At 46.4% G+C, this 20,698-nt stretch carries 18 protein-coding genes; 7 read left to right on the plus strand and 11 right to left on the minus strand.

The features are described 5' to 3' along the window. Window positions 1-181: 181 nt before the first annotated feature. The 9 genes from WC647_12370 to WC647_12410 form a co-directional block, all read right to left on the minus strand. Window positions 182-1,189: a GTP-binding protein gene (locus tag WC647_12370; GenBank protein MFA6223099.1), complete on the minus strand. Its 1,008-nt coding sequence runs from the start codon at window positions 1,187-1,189 to the stop codon at window positions 182-184. 87 nt (window positions 1,190-1,276) lie between these two features. Continuing rightward, a complete protein-coding gene (locus WC647_12375; GenBank protein ID MFA6223100.1) occupies window positions 1,277-1,906 on the minus strand; it encodes a DUF2284 domain-containing protein in 630 nt (209 codons plus the stop codon). A 106-nt stretch (window positions 1,907-2,012) separates the two neighbouring features. Then, window positions 2,013-2,348 carry a hypothetical protein gene (locus WC647_12380; protein ID MFA6223101.1) on the minus strand — a complete coding sequence of 112 codons (336 nt, stop codon included), beginning with the start codon at window positions 2,346-2,348 and terminating at the stop codon, window positions 2,013-2,015. A gap of 76 nt (window positions 2,349-2,424) precedes the next feature. Continuing rightward, window positions 2,425-4,494: an ASKHA domain-containing protein gene (locus tag WC647_12385; protein ID MFA6223102.1), complete on the minus strand. Its 2,070-nt coding sequence runs from the start codon at window positions 4,492-4,494 to the stop codon at window positions 2,425-2,427. Between the two features lie 355 nt (window positions 4,495-4,849). Next, the gene (locus WC647_12390) at window positions 4,850-5,521 is read right to left on the minus strand and encodes a cobalamin-dependent protein (GenBank protein ID MFA6223103.1); all 672 of its coding nucleotides are present in this window, start codon (window positions 5,519-5,521) and stop codon (window positions 4,850-4,852) included. 32 nt (window positions 5,522-5,553) lie between these two features. Further along, on the minus strand, window positions 5,554-6,594 hold the full coding sequence (locus WC647_12395) for a uroporphyrinogen decarboxylase family protein (GenBank protein ID MFA6223104.1): 1,041 nt from the start codon (window positions 6,592-6,594) through the stop codon (window positions 5,554-5,556). Window positions 6,595-6,671: 77 nt separating this feature from the next. Next, window positions 6,672-7,619 carry a tetrahydromethanopterin S-methyltransferase subunit H gene (locus tag WC647_12400; GenBank protein ID MFA6223105.1) on the minus strand — a complete coding sequence of 316 codons (948 nt, stop codon included), beginning with the start codon at window positions 7,617-7,619 and terminating at the stop codon, window positions 6,672-6,674. 285 nt (window positions 7,620-7,904) lie between these two features. Next, window positions 7,905-8,960, minus strand: a complete 1,056-nt coding sequence (locus tag WC647_12405; GenBank protein MFA6223106.1) for a uroporphyrinogen decarboxylase family protein — start codon at window positions 8,958-8,960, stop codon at window positions 7,905-7,907. A gap of 545 nt (window positions 8,961-9,505) precedes the next feature. Then, window positions 9,506-11,917: a PAS domain S-box protein gene (locus WC647_12410; protein ID MFA6223107.1), complete on the minus strand. Its 2,412-nt coding sequence runs from the start codon at window positions 11,915-11,917 to the stop codon at window positions 9,506-9,508. 138 nt (window positions 11,918-12,055) lie between these two features. Here WC647_12410 and cobO point away from each other — a divergent pair, with 138 nt between their 5' ends. Next, complete coding sequence (gene cobO, locus WC647_12415; GenBank protein MFA6223108.1) at window positions 12,056-12,583, plus strand: cob(I)yrinic acid a,c-diamide adenosyltransferase; 528 nt, start codon at window positions 12,056-12,058, stop codon at window positions 12,581-12,583. A 57-nt stretch (window positions 12,584-12,640) separates the two neighbouring features. Here cobO and WC647_12420 read toward each other — a convergent pair whose 3' ends face one another. Both WC647_12420 and WC647_12425 read right to left on the minus strand, forming a co-directional pair. Next, entirely contained in the window at window positions 12,641-13,063 is a 423-nt protein-coding gene (locus WC647_12420; GenBank protein MFA6223109.1) for a pyridoxamine 5'-phosphate oxidase family protein, read from the minus strand. 103 nt (window positions 13,064-13,166) lie between these two features. After that, window positions 13,167-13,730: a DUF2284 domain-containing protein gene (locus WC647_12425; GenBank protein MFA6223110.1), complete on the minus strand. Its 564-nt coding sequence runs from the start codon at window positions 13,728-13,730 to the stop codon at window positions 13,167-13,169. 354 nt (window positions 13,731-14,084) lie between these two features. On the opposite strand from WC647_12425, the gene WC647_12430 reads away from it, so the two are divergent. From WC647_12430 to WC647_12455, 6 genes are all read left to right on the plus strand, one after another. Then, window positions 14,085-14,411 (plus strand): hypothetical protein, encoded by a 327-nt coding sequence (locus WC647_12430; GenBank protein ID MFA6223111.1) that lies wholly within the window; start codon window positions 14,085-14,087, stop codon window positions 14,409-14,411. 193 nt (window positions 14,412-14,604) lie between these two features. Next, entirely contained in the window at window positions 14,605-16,869 is a 2,265-nt protein-coding gene (locus tag WC647_12435; protein ID MFA6223112.1) for an MASE3 domain-containing protein, read from the plus strand. 14 nt (window positions 16,870-16,883) lie between these two features. Beyond that, complete coding sequence (locus tag WC647_12440; protein MFA6223113.1) at window positions 16,884-17,333, plus strand: response regulator; 450 nt, start codon at window positions 16,884-16,886, stop codon at window positions 17,331-17,333. Between the two features lies 1 nt (window position 17,334). Beyond that, entirely contained in the window at window positions 17,335-19,188 is a 1,854-nt protein-coding gene (locus WC647_12445) for a sigma 54-interacting transcriptional regulator (GenBank protein ID MFA6223114.1), read from the plus strand. A gap of 506 nt (window positions 19,189-19,694) precedes the next feature. Further along, window positions 19,695-20,012, plus strand: a complete 318-nt coding sequence (locus WC647_12450) for a hypothetical protein (GenBank protein ID MFA6223115.1) — start codon at window positions 19,695-19,697, stop codon at window positions 20,010-20,012. Between the two features lie 127 nt (window positions 20,013-20,139). After that, a complete protein-coding gene (locus WC647_12455) occupies window positions 20,140-20,697 on the plus strand; it encodes a hypothetical protein (GenBank protein MFA6223116.1) in 558 nt (185 codons plus the stop codon). Window position 20,698 lies beyond the last annotated feature (1 nt).

The raw sequence follows: 20,698 nt of genomic DNA on the forward strand, positions 1-20,698 counted from the left end.
AAACAGAAAAATTGTGAGCTAAACCCACAAAATTTGACTGACTGATTATTTTGACCTATAAAATTGCCATAAAAGGCTTGATGGACCCTGAAAACACTAATTCCTAGGGGAGTTTTGCAAAAGGCTCGATTTGTGATGAATTCAAACATCAAGGCTAGATAGCCAGTTGTAAAATCGGGCGTTACTTGAATAAGTTCAGGCCCTGTTCTAGAAACATGGAACGAATATCCTTCTCCTTTGATTCACTTCTGATAAAGACAACCCGATTGACTGATCTGTCAAGGAGCCTGGGCCCGTCAAACCGCTGGATATCGTAAGAATGTCCTACGTGGCTGTATAAGTAGGGGATTCTTTTGTCAAATATAAATCCTTTGGCTCGAACCACGTCTGAAGGAAGCCGGTCGGCAATTCGCCTAAACTCGGCTAGCCCACCTGAATCCCACCGGCAAGTAATAGAAATGAGATTTTCCGGAGGCGAGAGTTGAGCAAGTTGGTTCTCAAGAATTCTGTCGATTACTTTTTCGAGCGCCTCATCATTCAAAAACTCTGTTTCGGTCTCAGATTCCAAAGATGACCTCGAATTTATCATAGCGCCAAAGTCGACGAAATATTTCTGATCGAGCAGAGAAAAAGACGTTTCGACAAAAGTCGCGTTAGGATTATGTCGTCTAATCACTTCCTTTATCCGGACCAAGACCCTTTTATCAACCAGTTCGATCTTGTTGACAATAAATTTATCCGCAGCTTCTATCTGGTTTTCTATAGATGCAAATACGTTGTATTGTTCGAGGAAGTTGGCGGCGTCAATAATGCAGATTTTGTTTAGAGACGTGAACATCCCCTTGAATATCGGGTTGAAAACGTCTCTACTTATATCTGTAGGATTCGCCACTCCGCTGGCCTCGATTACCACAGCTTCCGGTTGAAGGACAAAGGCTATTCGGTAGAGCGCTTTTATGAAATCGCCTTTTACGCATGCGCAAAAGATAGATCCTTTACTAATTTCAAGCATTTCAAGTTCGGGATCTTCCACCAAAGCTCCGTCAATGCTTTCTTCCCCAAATTCATTTATCAATATCAGAAGTTTCAAGTCCCGAGGATGCTCTTTGAGCATGTGATTGAGGAAAGTTGTTTTCCCGCTACCCAAAAAACCGGAAATTAGGCAAACAGCTATTCCTGACTGATCCATTTGTGTTACCGGCGCAATATCTGATTGGTTCTGCGTAGACGTAACCTAGGCTAAAACTGTAGCGCCCAATCGTTGAAAATTATCTCACTAGGCAAGCAAGATCATGGAATAGCTATGGAAACAATCCTCAATTTTGCGGACAAGCCCAGTTGATTGTCCCAAATTTTTTAATGTCTGAAACACATCGATGGAGCAAGCCTCCAACGTAGGTCTTTTCTCATTCGGGAATTTGCACTGTTTTGGATATGCGCATTCCTTACAGAGCGCACAGGTGTCGGCAGGAAGGCCGAAAGCCTTATAATATCCCATCAAAAAAAGCTTTCGTTCGAGGGCCACAGTGGATTTCCATTGTTTTATCTGTTTCCGCCGCTTACTAGGTGAATTGCGATAGAAATGCTCGTTTGTGTCTTCGCTTACCAGGAGAAGCGCTAAATCGTATTCCGACAAAATTTCTCTGGTCATTTCGAGATTGGGCGCGGCGGGTGGGCAACACCAACTGGTGTTGTATTTGGCGCAGCCATAACGGCATTTCAGCCTCACCCAACGTCCAGTGACAATATTGGAGGTTTCCATAAGGTGAACCTCATGAAAGCCTAATTCTTTGGCTAACGTTTCTATTTGTCTAAAAGAATCCGGGGATATCATATTCGGAGAATGCTTACCTCGGACTTGGCGAACATCCCGCAAGTCTATCAAGTCTTCGATTCTAACGGCCATTGGGCGCCTCTTGGTTCATTGGATTCTCAACTAAAACTATTTCATACGGTTGGACATGATCTTGAACAGCCACCACTGTAAATGCGGAGCAGTCCAAACTCAAGATCTAATCTTCTGCGCACTCTTCGAACTGTATGGAAACAGGGCACGGAACATTCAAGCCCAACTCAACTTCGCAGGCCTTTATAATGGCCATGGCCGCCGGGCAGGCTGCGTGCGGCAATTTATCCCAAGCCAACTGGAACACCCTATTCTTCGCAGGGTTTGTGCTCATAAAGTCTACGATTCCAAATGGACCGTTTTCCTCCAGTATAAACCCAAGATCGTCTAAAGATTCACAGTCGGACTCTATCTGGATTCGCACAGTCCGTTTATTTTCTTTCTTGGCCTTAATACGACTGACAAATCCGCATGAACCGGCTTCGACTCTTATTACAGTCAAATTGTCCTCCGGAACGTCGAGAGTCTTAAACATGTGATTAATTGGGCGACCAGCAACGGCCGCCCAATTGATCGACTTATTTCTGATGAAGGATTTCCGGCGCTACGATGCCTTCCAGATGAGGAAACTGATCCTTCATATGAGGAATCTGCATAGATTCCATAAATTGTTGTTGGAAGTCTTCTTCTACCGTGAGTTCTATATACTCTACATTCCGTGAAACCCAATTTGCTTCGGTTCTTTTCTCCCGGTTTAACAGGGCGGCTCTTGCGCCATCGCCCGCTGCGTTGCCTACGGCCAAAACATTTTCCAGGTCACAGTCAGGAAAGAGCCCCATTATTAAGGCCTTGGTCTTGTCTACGTGGGTCCCGAATGCGCCCGCTATTTTTATGGTGTCAACCTGGGTGAGGCCCATTCGCCTCATCATCAGTTTGCATCCTGTGTAAAGGGCTCCTTTACCCAATTGTATCTGTCGAATGTCCTTTTGGGTTATAACGACGTCCTTACCTATAGATGTCTCATTGGCCCAAGCTATTACGAATTCTGGCTGCTTTGTGTCCGGGTTAACCCTGTAGCGATCGGATTTTTGGCTCTTGTTGAACCTGCCGCTCTTGACGATTACACCCGCAGAATAAAGCTCCGCAAGAACATCGAGGATCCCTGACCCGCAGATGCCCTTTGTTTTCATTTCTTCGGGTTTGGAATAGTTTTTCCAGGCGTCTCTTCCTATGACCTTATAATCGACTTCATGAGTCTCGGGGCTGATAGTTATTCGTTCTATTGCCCCAGGAGCGGCTCGCATGCCGTAACTCAACTGCGCCCCTTCCAGAGCCGGCCCAGTCGCGCATGAACATGAAATCAATTTTTTGTTGTTTCCAAGAACTAGTTCACCATTTGTGCCTATATCAATGAGAAGTTGTACCTGATCATGCTTATAAGGCTCTTCCGCAATCAGAACCCCGACGTTATCGGCCCCGACAAAACCAGCCTCATTAGGCAAAATGTGTACATAGGCCGACTCATTTAACTTGATTCCAAGATCTCGCGCATGAATGTCAAGGCTTCTGTGAATAACCGGAGGGAATGGCGCCAACCCCACAAATTCAGGATCCAGTTTAAGCAGGATGTGATGCATCGCCGTGTTGCAGACAATTGTCATATCAACTATATCGTTAGGTTTGAGATTAAGGTACTTTTTGTTTTCGTTCTCCGCTGCCTCGGTTACATCCGGCGCTTCTATTATTTCATCATCTTCAGATTTTTTCTTTTTTCTCTTTTTTGGAGGATGTGTGGAATCACATGCTTCAACAACCAGCTTGTTTAACCCTTCTATGAGATCGTTGCTCATGGTCTCAAGGCCCTTGGGGTTCATCATGTGGTAGGTGATGCGAGCCATTACGTCCTCGCCGTACTTACACTGTGGGTTCATCATCGACACAGTCTTGATGACTTCCATGGTCCGTAGATTGCACAAATAGGCCGCCACAGTCGTGGTGCCGACATCTATGGCTATTCCGTAGCAATCATCCATCTTACCGGGCAGAATCCTCACAATTTCTTTATCCATCCAAACGGCTACGGTGACTCCCCAATTGCCATCTCTCTGCCTTCGGGGAAGCTTTCTCAAGGAGTACCAATCGATACTCAGGTTTTTTAGACCGTAGTTTCGCTCAAGTTCAGCGCAAATCCGTTCGAAATCTCCTGCGGGTTCTTCAAACGTTGGAGGCACTACCTGGACATGATATTGTTTTACAGCGGGATTCCAATCTATGTGGATATCTCTCGCCGCTTTGCTGACTATTTGCTTCCCGGCTCGGGCTTCCTCAGGCACAAATACCAACAAATCGCCCTGTACTTTGGCTACACAGGCTAAACGGTAACCTTCCTTTTTTTGAGTGGGAGTGAAAAACTTGCTTTCTTCTTCCTGCCACTCACTCGCGTGTGATTTGTTGGACGTAATGCCGAATTTCTCAAAGAAACCTTCTTCTATTCTTACCTTACATTTTCCGCAGACTTTCTTTTCCCCGCACAGGGCTTCAATATCGACGCCCAACTGGCGAGAAGCTTCAATAAGATTGGTTCCTTCGTCTACCAACCCTCGGCGCGCCGAAGGCTGGAAGATCACCATGTGCTGCTTGTTGTCCATTAAACAATTCCCCTTTTATTCCTGAAGGTCGTCTGGGCGCAATACTCCGTTGACCACTACATGGATAGTCCGCCGGGTTTATTCCCGCGTGGCTTGTGCTGGTGTCTATTTTAAGATAGGGACCTTAGATAACCCATCCCGGATTGTTTAGTCGCTGCCAACAGCCACAATTTTCAAAAATAATCCTGTTTTCAAAGACACTTTTCCGTCACAAGCACATGGAACCTGGGTTCGATCAGCGTCACGTTGATTAGAAAATGAGCGACTGATGACGCTGATTCGGTAGCTATACGGCAAACGTACGTACAATCTAACAATCCCTAACTGGGAAACTTGGTGGTTATGCTCTAATCCCCTATTCCTTTAATTTACGGAGCTGTCCAATCATCTTTATAGCTTCCTGAACAGCGTTGCCTGCACTTTCGGCGTAACCATCGGCTCCAAAAAGGTTAGCGACGTCTTTCGTGACTGGAGCGCCCCCAAGCATGATAGCCACATCCGGGTTTTTCTCCTTGATCATCGCTATGACTTTCTTCATACCCATCATGGTGGTGGTCATCATTGCGGATAAAGCCACAATTTCAGAATCGGTGCGCAACTGCTCCTCAGCGAATTTCTCTAGAGGCACATCCCTGCCAAGATCATGGACAGTGAAGCCAGCCACATCGAACATCATTTTGATGAGGTTCTTGCCTATATCATGCACGTCGCCCTGGACGGTTCCGATAACAACCTGTCCCTTAACTCCGGTAGAATCGCTTATCTTCATGTGAGGCTTAAGTATGTCTAGTCCTACATAAAGGGCGTCAGCGCACATGAGAATTTCCGGGACGAAATATTCCTGGCGATCATAAAGATCGCCCACGATCTCCATGCCTGCCGCCAAGCCATTCATAATTGCGTCGTAGGCATCGAGTCCTTCGTCAAGAGCCATGTTAGAGTATTCTTTAACTCGGTCTTCCTCGTACTCCACCACTCCTTCAGAGAGATTCTTCAGAATTTCTGCGCGTCTTTCTTCTGAGACCATTTACTTTCCTCCATCGATTGATTTGTAGTCGTTTATATTCTTCCCACCGCTGGAGAAGGTTGCCCACCAAACTCTCTAACGGTTTTTACCCATGCTTCGACATTTTCTGCTTTTACATCCGGCCATATATCGCAACCGGGCCAAACAGCGTCTACACCCGCATCTATGCAGCCTTTGATAATAGCCGGCACTTCGGAGGCGTCTTTTTGACAAAGGGTTCCGTATGGATCAAAGTTGCCCAGCAATAGAATATCGTTGCCAATCTTCTTTCTCGTCTCAACCAGATTATTCTTCTGGTCAAAGCTAAGAGCGTCCGCCCCGCAGTCATTCATCATTTCAACTATCAAATCGGTCCCACCGCAAATATGGAGAATCTTGGGGGATTCGAGAGCCTCAAAAATCTCTCGTAGATACGGTTGAATGAGTTGTTTCCACATTCGGGGAGATAGGAGATCGGTTCCAGAACCCATTTCACGTATAGTCATGTAATCAACGCCCAGATCCTGGTAGCGCTTCGCCACATCGATGACCACTGCGGTCATTTTCTTCATGAATGCGTTGACCTTTTCGGCCTCTTTTTTAATTCCCTTCAGAAGGAGATCAAGTTCTATGACCTGCCCACCTAAAGTGAAAGGCCCGAGCACCCAGCCGCCCACGCCATATTTCCCTTCGGAAATGAGCTTCTTGAGCGCTTCCTCGACCACGGGCATTCTCGCCTTGGATACCCAATCAGGATTGATGTCGACACTATCGAGTTGGTCCCACTTGGAAGGCACTGTGGGGTAAAGGATTCCCTCAGCGTTCGCATATGTGCTACAGCCACGGCCCATGGCTTCAGGAATTGTGCACATGTCATACGGTACGATGACAGAATCAAATCCAAAAATTTCGGCGCTCATTGTAGCTGAGTTAGCCAAGTATTCCGAGGATCCATGCACTTCAGCAAAACGGATTCCCATTTTGTCAATAGCCTGAACGGTTACCATCCCCATCCCGCTAAAAATGGGCATGGTGTCTACAGGCTCTTTTTTCATAAACTTTTTTACCCGTTCTTTGGGGGTCATTGCTGCCATCTATTAATTCCTCTCTTTTTTCGACTTGAAAATTTTACAGGGGCGCTTCTTACATTGTTCTGAATACCTTCTTGCGCTTACATGCCTTTCAGTTGCTCTATAAATTCCGGGAAGAGTTTCTTCAGCGGATGATTATCCAGTTCCGGCAGTTTTTTGGTTTCTCCATATACCAATGTAGCGAGGAACGAGTCCGCCATGGCCACTGCGGGAAAAATCCTGTCTGATCCTGCCATTGGACCGGAAAAGATCATGTCGTGATAGAAGCATGAGGATAGGGCTTCCAGAGCGGCATCCGCGCCGGCCCACCCTTTTTGACCCCACATCTCTCGAGCTGCTTTCCACATGTATGAGCCGTTCGAAGGAGCGCTCGCGCAAGGAAAGCCCCATTTTTCTTTAATGAGCTTGTTGGACAGGGAACATAAAGCCGTTGCAGGGCCATTCATGACGGAAGTGTCTACAAAAAGGCTGTCGAATTTGGCTCCAACCTTGTCAATTGCGTCCAGGAGTTTTTGGGTTCCACTAATTCTGCCTGTGGGCATCTGGTCAGCAGGATCAAAGGCTACCAACAGCACATGTTTAACACCTATGGCCATGATTTCCTTGATTTCGGTCTCCACATCTTTTTCCCAGACAGTAAGGCTATTATAGAACATTCGATCCAGTAGACCTTTTTCAGCGCAATAAGCTGCAGCCTCGAGTTTTGGCTTCATGACCCAGGCGTCTACACAAAAGGGCATGCACGTAACCTCGGTATAGAAGTCTATGTATGTCTTAAATTCTTCCCCCTTTGTTCCAACGATATCAGCCATGTATGGAATGCCAGTCTCCATGCAGAGCTTGTCACACATTTTCACGAGTTCAGTGGCGCGTTCTCGGTCAAATCCCTCTTTTCGCTTTCCCTCGAAAACCTTGTCTCCCTTTTGAAAGATTGAGGGAACAATGACCGTAGGGTATTGACCGGGCTTGCCTCCGAATTTAACTCCTCCGACCTCGCACACTTTCTGCTCGGTCTGAAAACTAAACATAGCAATCCTCCTGAGGACAGACGGCTTTGATTAAACAACCGTCTTTTTTTGTGGTAGCTAATTCTGGGTTGGACGCGTGAGTCCGCTTATTGTGCAGAATCTTCTCATTGAGGATTTGTCCACTCAAGTAAGAAGAGGCTTTCAAGTCGGATTTCTCGACAATATTGGCGCTTTTTGGCAGTAAACGAATTTCATCCTCCTTTTTTCCAGTTTTTGGTATTGAATCACATGATACGAGTCGAACTTTGAGGTCAACATCTTAACCTTTGTTGTAAATATCTATTTTTATTTACTCCCATCCTGCTTCTTGACGATATGGTGCGGGTATTTTGCGTAATACGTGTTGTAAAACTCTATGGCCTCAATAACTTGATCGATGTGCTCCCTGGGAACGTCATACGGAATGTCACAGCCTGGGGCTAAGACAAACCCAGTGCTACCCCCCGCCGCTAATGCAACCAATGCGTCCTCTCGCGGGGATACCAGCCCTAAGGATAGGGCAAGTGTAAGCTTGAGGTTTCCGCCGAAACCCACTCCGTATTTTAGAGCTACATCCCGCACATAGTTGAGATTAAGCTGTTCATCGATGGCGAACCCATCCGTCCCTACCGCAGCCACTTCCTCAAGACATTTGGTCGCATCACCACAGATGAAAAAGCTGGACACCTTACCGGCTTTTTTGACAGCCTCGATTGCGGGCTGAGCAGCAGGGGTTACAAATTCACGAAAGATTTCAGGCTTGATTAACGATGCCACAGGGTCTGTAATGGCGATCACGTCACATCCGATTTCTTCGGCATAAATTCGGGCCGCTTCACCAGCCACTTTTCCACTAAATTCGATAATTTCTTTTGCGATGGGTCTATTTTTAATTACATCCGTGAAAATCCGAACACCCCGCAAATGACTTGCGAGGGTCAAAGGCCCGCACAATATCCCATAAAGCGCCACATCCGAAAGTTCTGCCCTGACCTTTTTCCCTGCCTCCACTATCACCGGCCATCGACCATCTTTAGGCCCTGGAATTTTTAATCCAGATTCGGTGAGTGTCTTTTTATCAAGCGGGTGTCCTGTAATAGATGGCGGGTTGTCAGGCCACCACTTATGACTACAACCCATGGAAATAGCTTCTACAGTGAGATCGAACAGCAAAGGAATTCCATCGGCCTTATAGCGTTGGGCGGCAAACAAGACCCCTTTTGCGATGAGGTCAGGGTCCTGCAGGAATTTGTCGGCGGGTTCATTAATTAAAAAGGCGCTATGGACTCCAGAGTAAGGAACCCAGGGAACTTTTTCGGTGGCAAGCCCTTTTACGGCATTGATTACGTGCTGTTTCCCCATTTTTCTCCTGAAAAGGTTCCGCGCGATACCTGGCGTGGCAAGCTTTGTTAGGGGTCAGTTCTATTTCATTGATCCGACTCGCCGCCAATGAACTGCGAAAGGGTTTAAAGCACTGTTATGAGACTGGGTTCCAAAGAAATGTCCACCTTCAGACGAGTTAGAAGTTGTCTTCAGGAATCCAGGATTGATGACTGTCCATTTCCTTGTTTATCGAGGTTAAAGTTCAGCAGACGGAATGTCAAGATCTACGTTAGGTCTATTAAAGTCTAAAGGCGGCTCCCGGATCTGGACGACCATCAGATTTAACTTACGCAATTTATTACTGCAGATATGTTGCTGATTTAATGTGTATTAGTTATATTTGCTTGTCGGTATCGCGAGTTGTAAAGTTCAGTTTGTCTAAATCTATTTTGTGACGTGTATAGACTATGAACCAAAAAACAAGATGCAAAAAGTTCAGGGTAAGAGAATAAAAGTCTTTTCAACTCGATGATCTGAAGGGTCCATTCCGCGGTCAATCTAATTAGCCCTGAATCTCATGGAATTTATGCCAGATCAATTTTTTTCAAGTGGCTCGCCAAATTCCGGTCCTTTCGGTCTATACCGAGCTTTTTTCGAATCGAAATCCGCTGAAGACGAATGGTGTCAGGGCTCTTATCGAGAATGAAAGCAATCTGTTCACTAGTTTTACCCAAGCGTATCAACTGCGCTACCTCCAATTCTTTCTCAGTCAATCTGGGGGAGTGGTCTGTTTGTTCCACCTTCCTTGTTTCCGGAGCTGTCCCCAGTTCCTGGAGTAGAAGGCTAACTTGTGTTTCCACGGCCTGTGGCTTGTTTTTAGCCTCAAGAATCCGGAATAAGCGATCGTTGATTCTGTGCGACAGATCACCTACTACTCTTTCACAGGCCATTATTCTTTCCGTTTCGGCGTGACGCAGGAGGGTATTGAGAGCCAGATTTTTTTCCTGAAGCTCTTGACTTTTTACTGTGAGACGCTCTTCAAGACGCTTGCGCTCAGTAAGGTCGTGACTGAGACCTACGGTTCCGTATACGACACCCTGATCATCTTTGAGCAATGCAAAGACTGAAATGGCGACGCCTCGTGTTCCATCCTTTCTTATAAACTGATATTCGCCCTTCCAAACGTCTCCATCACGAAGGACATCTCGGGACTGTTGCTTCATTTGACCGCCATCGGAGTTTTGTGTCAGCAAATACGCCGAACGTCCAAGAATCTGCCCTTTGGTGTATCCGAACATGCGTTCGCTGGCAGGATTCCAGTCAATGATGTTTCCCTCCAGATCAGTAACGATGATAGCCTCATCCATGTAAGAAAATATGTGGCGGTAGTGTTTAAGTTCAGCTTCCTCGTTGCGAATAGCCGTAACATCTTGAAAAAATAAAGCCACTCCATCGCCCACTTTCCCGAACCAAAACCGAACCAGAGCTTCACCGGTATCCTTTGGATTCAAATTCATCCGAATCTCGAAATTTTTCTGTTCTCCCGTCTCAGTAACTTCACACGCTGATTCGAAAAGCGTTTTCATTTTCACCGGGTCTTTAAAAATTTTTCTAAAAGACATTCCTGGGCGGAAATCTTCATTGAGGTTCACAGCCCTAATTCCGGCCGGGTTCATTCTTGAGCATTGAAAGTCCAGAATCACTCCATCCCGGTTCCTTATAGCCTGGATCAACAGAAAAGGTCGTGGAATTTCGTTCAGGGTCTTTTCTGCGAAAGCTTTATCCGATTGATTCTCAACTGCATCGAAACAAAGATCTTCCCTCGGGACCACCACAGAAAAAACAGCGAATTTTTCTCTTGTTCCAGTGGGTATTCGCTCTACGAAGGAGTGTTCCATCAGGCGCCGACCGGGCAACCCCATTGGACTGAATCCGTTTGGCATTGACGTGGAACCTGACGCTAGATTCTCCAAAAGTCCCTGCCACGATTGCGCCGTCTCTCTGGGTATCGGCAAGTCTTGCACTTTCTTGTCCAGGATGTCCTGGACAGTGAGATTCAGGGAAAACGCCCGGTTTAAAATATCCACAGCCGGTGTAGAAATTTTGACGAACCCTTTTTCCGGAAGATACGAGTAAAGAGCGCAATGACCTGAGTTAACCAAAAGTTCATATTCTCTGGCTGCGCCAATTTCCAGAGGATCGAAAAAAAGCATCACTATCTGCCTGGCCTGACCGAAGTTGTCCAGCAAGACCACCGCCGTCATGGACAGAGTTAAAATTGGTCCATCTTTCCGTTTGATCATGAGACGCATGTTTTCACGTCCAGTCTTTTTTGACCAAAACATGGCTATCGAATCCAGAAGCGTCTGAACGGTTTCATGATCGAAAAGAACAGCGTTCGTCCATACCTGAATGTGAGCAAGTTCTTCAATTGAATACCCGGTCAAGCGTTCGGCTTCTTCGTTGTAGGACGTGAAAAAACCGTCACGGCGCATACTAATCATTCCGAGACAATTCTGTCTGGCCAGAAGCGTCAGAACCGCTTCAGTGCTTGTCCTGGACATTCCGATATTGTCACCGATGCCACGACAGAGTTGATCATAATCTTGTTTGGCCTCCACCATTTCTTGAAGTTTGGCCACGCATGAAATAAGCGTATCCGAACTAAACGACTCGTCCAGAATGATTGGCCTATAATACCTTGGCAAAGTCAGATTGCCCCAGGCGAGTCCGGGATAGCCAAGAATAATTATTTCTATCAAAGGATTTATCTGCTTTATCCCCGTGGCCAGGGTAGCCAGCTCCATTTCGGTATTGCCAGCGTCAATTATCACAATGAGGTGTTCGCTGGGCTTCCTGGCTAGGATATTGAGAGCTTCCACAGCCTCGGACGCTATATTTACGGAAAGTTGATCCAGCTCAGCTTCAAGCGTTTTTCGAGCGGACTCCGCCGTTTCAGCGGAGGACCCGATCCACAACAGACGAGCACTTGACATACGATGACCTTTAAGTATAGTTGACTTGACGTTTCAAAGAGTCTGCACAATTGTTAAGCGGAATCGCGGTTGCCTTTTTAGCTGGACTCACGAATTAATATTATCACGAAACCCTCTTTCTTTTGAAGTAGGTCGTTCATGGATGGGCCGGGCAAAATACAGGTGTTCACGGGCGAAGGAAAGGGAAAAACTACAGCGGCTGTAGGGTTAGCTGTTCGCGCAATCGGCAGAGGTTTCAGGGTTTTCATGGTTCAATTCCTCAAGGCTCCTGATACGTCAGGAGAGCAGATCGCTTTGAAATCCTTGGCGCCTATGATCACTATCAAACCCATGGGTAGAAAGGGTTTCATATTCGAGCGAGGATGTGAGCCCAGGGATGTGGAAATGGCCAAACAGGCTTTAGCGGAAGCTCGTTCAGCCATGTTGAGCGGGGAAGTTGATATGATCATCCTGGATGAGGTAAACATAGCCGAGAATTTGGGCTTAATCGATATCCAGGAGGTTTTGGATCTCATGAATTCGAAACCTGATAACGTGGAATTGGTCCTTACAGGACGTTATGCCCACCCAGAAATAATAAATCGCGCCGATGTCGTCCTTGAAATGAAAAAGATCAAACATCACTTTGACAAAGGCGTCAGGGCTCGTAACGGAATTGAGTATTAGAACCTCATCATGCGGCGTTCCTTTCGGAACAACACGACCCCAACTAATTTCAATGGTCTAAATCGATTTTTCCCAACCTTGTCCAAAGTCCGCAAGCGGCCTGACATCCGTAACTTCAAAAGTCAATGCGGCGTGTATCATTTTTTTGGCTGCCTCAGGCCCGACTTTTTCAGCAATCGCCGCCCTTATCTGATCGAGTTTTTGCCCGGAAGTTTCATGTTCTTTCATTTCCACATAAATACGAACACCTTTCCAATCCGTGACCGCTTTGCCGGGTTCCATAATCAAAAAAACCGCATGAGGGTTCTCAAGAAGATTTGAAAATGTCCGGTTTTTCCCCGTACCCATCTGGATGGTTTTTTCGTCGACCATTCGCGGTGATCCAAAATACGCCGAATCAACCTTCCCGTTTTTATCCACTGTGCTGAGAGTACCCAGTCTGGGTTGTTTGTTGAAATATTCCATAAGCTTTTTGCTCATTGACGCCTCCTGTCATCGTTCATTTATTTTGATAGATTCTAATGCGACTATAATTCTCACTCTTGTTTGATGCAAATTTTGAGCCGCTTCTAAATCGACCTGTTTAGTCAACAAGGACCATGGTGAACCAGGCCGGCAACAGACTTCCCGTTTTGTCAAATTCCACCTTGAACCCCAGGGACTCTACAGTCTTGACCACGTCTATTCCTAAACCGTCCATGGATGGTCTAGCCTTTTCAGGAAATCCGCATGGCTCAGGAAAAGCGCATTCTTCGCACTGGACGCACAAAACCAATGCAAAAGCGAACACAGCCCCATATTCCAAGATTGCTTCTTTTTCCACTGCCAAAGTTATTTCCTGGGCAGCTTTGGGCTCTGCAGATTTCAGAATTATCGCATTCCGATAGCACTGTAGGGCCTTTTTGAACTCGTCAATAGAAATGCCTATATTGGGACTGCAAGTCCAGTATTTCCCCCAACGTTTACATCCAAAACGACATTTTAGTATTGAACGCGGGTCAAAAACAATATCGCTGGCGGCGATAGGCTTTGCGTCCAACGCCCCTCTTGATTTGGCGAACTCTACGAGTTTTTGCAGTGATTGTTCCAAATTCGCTCCATTGAGGCGGCCAATTATGTTGAAGGCCGATGTAAAACGCATCGACATAATGAGACGGGCCCACCCTGATTTCAGAAACGCCTAACCGGGAAGACAACAAAATCCATATTTTTCGAGGCATCGTTCTGCCTGGGTTAACGGTGAATCCAGGTCAACCCCCAGGATTTCGAAAATGTCGGACGCTCCGGATACACCTGTTACAAGCCTAGCGCCTTTTTTCGCGACTGTCAAACCGCATGCAGAAGCATTTTGTAACGTATTTTTCTCTTTCGTTACGAACAGGAATATGATTTATGTCTTTTGTCACTCGTGGAAGGGTCAGGCGTGAGCGCCAGGCCGGTTCCTTTTATTATGAAATATATCGGTTAACTGAATTTCGACTCCTATACCCGGGACATCTCGATGAAGAATTTTATTACCTGTATAGTATGCTGTTGTCTCCTCATTGGGTCGGCTTACGCCGAATCTGATTGCTACGTCGTTACTGAGGACGCCTTGATTGCGGATTCCCAACAAACATGGGAGATGGCGAATATGATGCTCAGGAATCAGGAGATGGAAAAACTCACCAGATTATCCTTGGAAGAAAAAATCGCAGTGCTGAAAAAGGGCGAAAAGATTCATCTTCTTTCAGCGGGTCCCATACTCAATGAAATTAGAACTGAAAAAGGCCAGAAGAGATGGTTTATTGCTATAGAGGTTGCCAAACCCTGTCCGAAACAAGACTAATTACGGCTTCTGCCTAGAGTCTCGATCCCGTGCTTTCGATCTTCAAGTCAACCTAGCAATTTTTGATCCCACAAAAAATCCTTTACTCAAGCTGTGCGTTTGTGTTTAGGATTGTTTATATTTGATCTTTTACAGATAACTAAAGGCTATTATCCTCATCTAGCTCGAAGATAACGTGTCGGGGACAAATCCGATGCAAGAGGCGTCATCCAAAACTGACATCTATCGTGACATCGTTCTCGGCGTGGCAACGTTCGCGGCTCTGTACATTGTCCGAATGGATAATTACCTCTTGTTTCACAGTATCGCAGAACTATTCAGCATCGCCGTTGTCGGGGGAATGTTTGCAGTCACCTGGGCTTCAAGACACGTCCTGAAAAACAACTATCTTCTTCTTGTCGGAGTCTCTTACCTGTTTGTGGCGGGCTTTGATTTGTTGCATACCCTGGGTTATCAGGGCATGGGAGTGTTCCCACAGTATGGCCCAAACCTTTCGCCGCAACTTTGGCTCTGCGCTCGTTCCATAGAGAGCTGCTCCCTGATGATAGCTCCGTTATTTTTGAAACGACGCCTGCGGATTGAAATTCTACTTGCGGTTTTGACGGTTCTGTCGGCTCTCCTGCTAGCGTCTATATTTTACTGGAAAATTTTTCCAGTATGTTTCGTCGAAGGTGTTGGGCTCACCCCCTTCAAGGTCATAGCAGAATACGTCATTTGCGCCATTCTTGTGGTCGCTTTGGTTTTGCTGCTCAAACATAAAGATTCTTTCGACAAGAGGGTTTTGAAACTGGTGGCCTTGTCGATAATCGTGACCATCGCACAGGAATTGGTATTGACCCGTTATGTTCAAATGTATGACTTCTACAATTTGATCGGGCATTACCTGAAAATTGTTTCATTCGTCCTGCTGTACCAGGCGATTGTAGAAACTGGCGTGACCAAGCCCCTTGTTCTTCTTTCCAAGGAAGTGCGGGTCAAGCAGGATCGCCTGGAAATGGAAAGGAATTTCGTTTCCACAGTTCTTGATACCACTGGAGCGCTGGTAACCGTGCTGGACCCTGCTGGAAGAATAGTGAGATTTAACAGGGCTTGCGAAGAAGTAACCGGTTATTCTCTCGAAGAGGCTCGGGACTGGTATTTTGGGGATCTCTTCCTGGTCCCTGAACAGGCCTACGAAATAAAGGCCGCTTTCAGCGAGCTTGAGTCCGGCAGTTCAGTTCATGACCGTGAATATTACTGGTTGAAAAAGAATGGTGGTCTTCGTTTAATTTCGGGGTCATTTACCGCCATACGTGACAATGAAGGCCATGTCGAGAATATTATCTGCGCCGGTGTCGATATCACTAAACGCAAACTCGCTGAACAGAAGCTCCAGGAGAGTGAGGAACGCTATCGAAGGCTGGTTCAGTTTCTGCCTAAAATGATAGGTGTTCATGTCAATAAAAAGTGGGTCTTCATAAACCCAGCCGGGGTGAAACTCCTGGGAGCCAAGCATGAGAGAGATTTACTCGGAAAGGACGTACTGGAAATAATAAGCCCCGAGTATCGTGAGATCGCTAGATCAAGAGTCGAAGAGATCAAAAACGAAGGTATACCCACCCCGGAAATTGAGGAGAAATTCATCAGACTTGACGGTGGAATAGTGGATGTGAGCGTGTCAGGGATTCCGATCAATTATCAGGGAGAATCAGGAATTTTCGTGTTCGCTGAAGACATTTCCGCCAGAAAAAAAGCCGAAGAGGAATTGCGGCGGTCTCACGATGAATTGGAACGTTCCAACGCAGAATTAGAACAGTTCGCTTATGTAGCCTCACATGATCTGCAGGAACCGTTGCGAATGATATCGAGCTATATGGGGCTTATTGAACGCCGCTACAAGGGAAGACTTGACCCGGACGCCGATGATTTTATAGGGTACGCTGTGGACGGCGCAAAACGTATGAAGATGCTAATTAATGACCTGTTGCAATACTCGAGGGTGGGGACTCACGGCAAGATGTTTGGGCCAGTTGACTGCGAAAAGCTATTAATTGAGGTCCTCGAACATCTTCAACTGTTGATTGAGGACAACGGCGCCACGATAACTCATGACCATCTTCCCACTGTAATCGGGGACGATGTCCAACTTACCCGGTTGTTCCAGAATCTCATCAACAACGCGTTGAAATTCAGGAAGGATGAGCCCCCATCGATTCATATTTCCGTGGAACCCAATAACGGCAATTGGCTCTTTTCGTTCCGGGACAACGGCATAGGAGTCGCCCCGAAATTTGCGGATCGAATATTCGAAATATTTCAGAGGTTGCACGGTAGTGATGAATATCCAGGGACAGGCATAGGTCTTGCTATTTGCAAAAAAGTCGTGGAAAGACACGGAGGACGCATCTGGGTTCAATCAGAGCCGGACCACGGAGCCACTTTCATTTTCACAATTCCCAGACAGGATTCAGAGTCCTGACAAGCGAGGCAGAAATGGACGCCAAGTGTATTTTGAAGCCCGTTGAAATACTGTTGATCGAAGACAACCCCGGCGATGTGCGACTTACGGAAGAGGGGCTCAAGGAAGGGAAGATACTCAACAACCTGAGTGTTGTGAGCAACGGAGTTGAAGCGCTTGCGTTCCTTAGGCGAGAAGGAAAACATACCAAGGCCCCGAGGCCTGAACTTATACTCCTGGACTTGAATTTGCCAAAAAAGGACGGTCGGGAAGTGCTCGCAGAGATTAAGAACGACGATAATCTCAAGCGTATTCCTGTTGTGATACTGACTTCTTCGGAAGCTGAACAAGACATTGTAAAGACCTACAACCTCCACGCGAATTGTTACATCACCAAGCCATTGGAATTGGATCAATTCATAGGAGTGGTAAAAAACATAGAACAGTTCTGGCTCACCGTCGTAAAACTTCCTCCGAGGGACTGAAATGCTGGAAGATCAGCTAAAAATCGTGCTGATAGAGGACAATGCAGCCTATGCCCGCCTCATTAAGGAAATGTGCCTGGATTGTGAGGGCGTTTACCTTGATATCCAGCGTGAATCCCGTCTGACTTCGGGATTAGCCCGTCTCGGGAAAGGTGGCGTTGATGCGGTGCTTCTGGATCTGAATTTGCCCGATAGTCATGGTATTGAAACGTTAACTCGCGTTGATTCTGAGTTTCCTGAAATTCCAGTCATCGTGCTCACTGGCCAGGAAGATGAAGTTGTAGCTGTTGAGGCGGTAAAAAGGGGAGCGCAGGATTATTTATTCAAAGGCAATGTGGATGGAAACCTGTTGCTCAGATCCATACGTTACGCCATAGAGCGCAAACGAATGGAATTAGACCTTATCAGAGCGAAGGACGAGTTGGAAAGACGGGTTGAGGAACGTACGGCGGAACTGTCAACAGCCAACGGAGAACTCGAAAAGCAAATCATGGAGCGAAAGCTGGCCGCCGAAGAGCTAAAGAAAAGTGAGGAGCGTTTTAGGGCCATCTTTGAAGGCGCTAAGGACTTCATCTTCATCAAGGACGTCTCATTGAGATATACACATGTCAATCCCTCTATGCTAACACTTCTTGGCATTCAGGCATCCGAGATTTTGGGAAAGACCGCTGAGGACTTTGTTAAAAAAGACGCCGCTCAATACATTAAAGAGGCTGAAGCGAGAGTGTTGCAAGGGGAATCGATTGAAGAGATAAGCACCAGAGAAACAAGAGGCGTGCCCATGACTTTCCATGAGGTCAGGGTACCCCTACATAACGATTCCGGAGAGATCATAGGGGTCTGTGGAATATTTCGAGACGTAACTGATCTGAACAGGCATGAGGATACGTCAAAGTTTGAGCCGCAGGAATATCCTTCAGCGGTTATGAGGTCCGTTTTTAAGCAGGCGGCGTTCGCAGCGTCCGGAAAAAGTGTCATCCTGCTCCTGGGCGAAAGTGGGGTTGGCAAAGATTACCTTGCCAAATATATACATGAGAGATCGAGCTATTCTTCGGGACCCTATTTTTCTCTCAATTGCGCCGCTGTTCCGGCAGAACTCGCGGAATCCGAACTCTTTGGGCATGAAGCAGGAGCCTTTACCGGAGCAGCGAGACGCAAGCGCGGCCTATTGGAACTGGCTGAGGGCGGGACTCTGTTACTTAACGAAATCGGAGAACTTTCCCCTGCGCTTCAGGCAAAATTTCTCACCTTTCTTGATACCAGGACATTTACCCGTGTGGGAGGACAACAAGAAATACGAGTTAACGCTCGTATACTTGCAGCCACAAATAGAGATCTCCAATATGAAATATCGGCTGGCCGTTTTCGCGCTGATCTCTATTACCGCTTGAATGTGCTCTCGATAAAAGTTCCACCTCTCAGGGAACGAACCGAAGATCTGCCGATCCTGGTTGCGCAGTTGCTGTCTATCCTGGCCAAAGACCTTCAAATGAGCTTTACGCCGGAACTGACGGCCGAAGATATGGCCAAGCTTTACAATTATCACTGGCCCGGCAACATCAGGGAACTTAGAAATGTCCTGGAACGTGCGATAATCCTGTCAGGCGGGGGAATCATAAAGGTGGATATTGAGGGAACTGGTCCTTGTGACGCTGTTTCATCCCCGCCTAAAGTCTTAAATATCACCGATACTTCGACCTTAGCCGATTCAATGCAGAATTTGAGCCGCTCAATGATCGAGGAAGCTCTAACGCGTTCAAAGGGCAAAAAGGAATTGGCAGCGTCTTATTTGGGGGTTTCCCGTTATACGTTGAGGCGCTGGATACAAAAACTCGGCATGAACGTGCGAAGCTGAGTAGTTAACCTGTTGATCGGAGCGTTAGTCGCACACAGGATAACCCGTTAAGATCATAAAATAACTTGGCAGATTCAATCTTTTTGTGCGAATCTGCCACAAGAATGACGTCTCACTGAGATATTCTTATTGCCTAATGTACCGCCCCGTTTGAGCTACAATTAACATCTCACATTTTTAACTCATCGGTTTTATTTCCATTTTTGTGAATAGCCACACAGGCATCATCTGTATGGCACATGTATTGCTAATAAAATTAAAACAGACGAATTGTATATGCTCTGTGCTTTTTGATCGGTGTCTATTCGCGCATTTCTGGGAATGGTCGCGAAAGGTCGGGCTGTCGCATTTTCCAGAGGGCTCGCATGGCAAGGGGTTACCATGTGGCGGCTTTCCAATATCTCAGAATTAAAACATTTCAATGGCTCGAGAAAAGAAGCATGGAGAGTTGTCTCTGCTGGGAACCTTGGACCAGGGCTATTAATTAGGTGAGAAAGGAGACTGCTATGAAATTGGATGGAGCGCCGCTTCCTCATGATGAGGCTTTCGCTTCTCTTATTGAGGCTGGATATCAGGTTGTCGATAGCGATTTTGATGAAATAACTTTCAAGAAATGGAGGCAACAGGCCATTGCTTGTATCTCGTCTCTGTTGGGGGCCGAACACCCATACACCCGCTCTTTTTCTGAGTATGTCCGGAACTGCGATTTAGACAGCCTTTTTCTGGGTAGAGGCCTGGTTGACGCCACCAAACGCGACGTGTTGATGAAAATGAAACAATCAGGAAAAGAATTAACAAGGCTACAACAATTCGGAAACTCATAGGTTAGTTCACTTAAGGCTACATTTTCAAGGGGATTTTCCGTGAATGATAATTTCAAAAACAGTTCTGTGGCTACCCGAAGTAGCGCTTTGGCCGCAAAAGCGCCCTATGGGATGAGGGGGTAACCAGATGAAAAATAATATTAAACCCTTTTGGTTATTGACGCTGCTCTGCATGATGATTTTGTCCTCAACGCTCTCTCTATCCGCTGAGACCAACTCAACAATGGATAAAGAGATCTATCAGGTGATTACACAGATCCGAGACATTGAGTCGCTTAAATGCAACATTCAGAATTGTTATCACACGGAAAAGCAACTCCTAGAGGTAGCCCGCCCATCGGGATTATCTACCAATTTCTCGGCCAAGCTGGATCGTGAACTTGTCAATCGCGTTTTTGGGTATCTTGCCAACACCCCTGAACTTGAAAGTTTTGTGAAAACTTACACAGCGCTAATTGAAAGATCTAATTACAGGGAATTTTTTACGAGTGAGCTTTTTGCCGAATACATGAAACTGCTTCAATCAGGTCAGGGAAGGTTAATTTCTCAGTTACAACGATATCTGAAGAGCGTTTCTCTCGTTGACTCCAGCGAACAACGAGCCCTAAACGTATTACCCGAGACGCTCCCCTGGACACAACCTTCGACCGTGAACATTTCAGCAGCGTTGAAAACAGTTAATTAGT

Source organism: Desulfomonilaceae bacterium, from assembly GCA_041662605.1.
In the GTDB taxonomy this organism is placed as follows: domain Bacteria; phylum Desulfobacterota; class Desulfomonilia; order Desulfomonilales; family Desulfomonilaceae; genus CAJBEZ01.

Excerpts from the sequence above, each read along its gene's own strand:
- WC647_12370 (MFA6223099.1), bottom strand. The coding sequence starts at position 1,189 with ATGGATCAGTCAGGAATAGCTGTTTGCCTAATTTCCGGTTTTTTGGGT.
- WC647_12375 (MFA6223100.1), bottom strand. The coding sequence starts at position 1,906 with ATGGCCGTTAGAATCGAAGACTTGATAGACTTGCGGGATGTTCGCCAA.
- WC647_12385 (MFA6223102.1), bottom strand. The coding sequence starts at position 4,494 with ATGGACAACAAGCAGCACATGGTGATCTTCCAGCCTTCGGCGCGCCGA.
- WC647_12390 (MFA6223103.1), bottom strand. The coding sequence starts at position 5,521 with ATGGTCTCAGAAGAAAGACGCGCAGAAATTCTGAAGAATCTCTCTGAA.
- WC647_12395 (MFA6223104.1), bottom strand. The coding sequence starts at position 6,594 with ATGGCAGCAATGACCCCCAAAGAACGGGTAAAAAAGTTTATGAAAAAA.
- WC647_12400 (MFA6223105.1), bottom strand. The coding sequence starts at position 7,619 with ATGTTTAGTTTTCAGACCGAGCAGAAAGTGTGCGAGGTCGGAGGAGTT.
- WC647_12405 (MFA6223106.1), bottom strand. The coding sequence starts at position 8,960 with ATGGGGAAACAGCACGTAATCAATGCCGTAAAAGGGCTTGCCACCGAA.
- WC647_12410 (MFA6223107.1), bottom strand. The coding sequence starts at position 11,917 with ATGTCAAGTGCTCGTCTGTTGTGGATCGGGTCCTCCGCTGAAACGGCG.
- cobO (MFA6223108.1), top strand. The coding sequence starts at position 12,056 with ATGGATGGGCCGGGCAAAATACAGGTGTTCACGGGCGAAGGAAAGGGA.
- WC647_12420 (MFA6223109.1), bottom strand. The coding sequence starts at position 13,063 with ATGAGCAAAAAGCTTATGGAATATTTCAACAAACAACCCAGACTGGGT.
- WC647_12425 (MFA6223110.1), bottom strand. The coding sequence starts at position 13,730 with ATGTCGATGCGTTTTACATCGGCCTTCAACATAATTGGCCGCCTCAAT.
- WC647_12430 (MFA6223111.1), top strand. The coding sequence starts at position 14,085 with ATGAAGAATTTTATTACCTGTATAGTATGCTGTTGTCTCCTCATTGGG.
- WC647_12435 (MFA6223112.1), top strand. The coding sequence starts at position 14,605 with ATGCAAGAGGCGTCATCCAAAACTGACATCTATCGTGACATCGTTCTC.
- WC647_12440 (MFA6223113.1), top strand. The coding sequence starts at position 16,884 with ATGGACGCCAAGTGTATTTTGAAGCCCGTTGAAATACTGTTGATCGAA.
- WC647_12445 (MFA6223114.1), top strand. The coding sequence starts at position 17,335 with ATGCTGGAAGATCAGCTAAAAATCGTGCTGATAGAGGACAATGCAGCC.
- WC647_12450 (MFA6223115.1), top strand. The coding sequence starts at position 19,695 with ATGAAATTGGATGGAGCGCCGCTTCCTCATGATGAGGCTTTCGCTTCT.
- WC647_12455 (MFA6223116.1), top strand. The coding sequence starts at position 20,140 with ATGAAAAATAATATTAAACCCTTTTGGTTATTGACGCTGCTCTGCATG.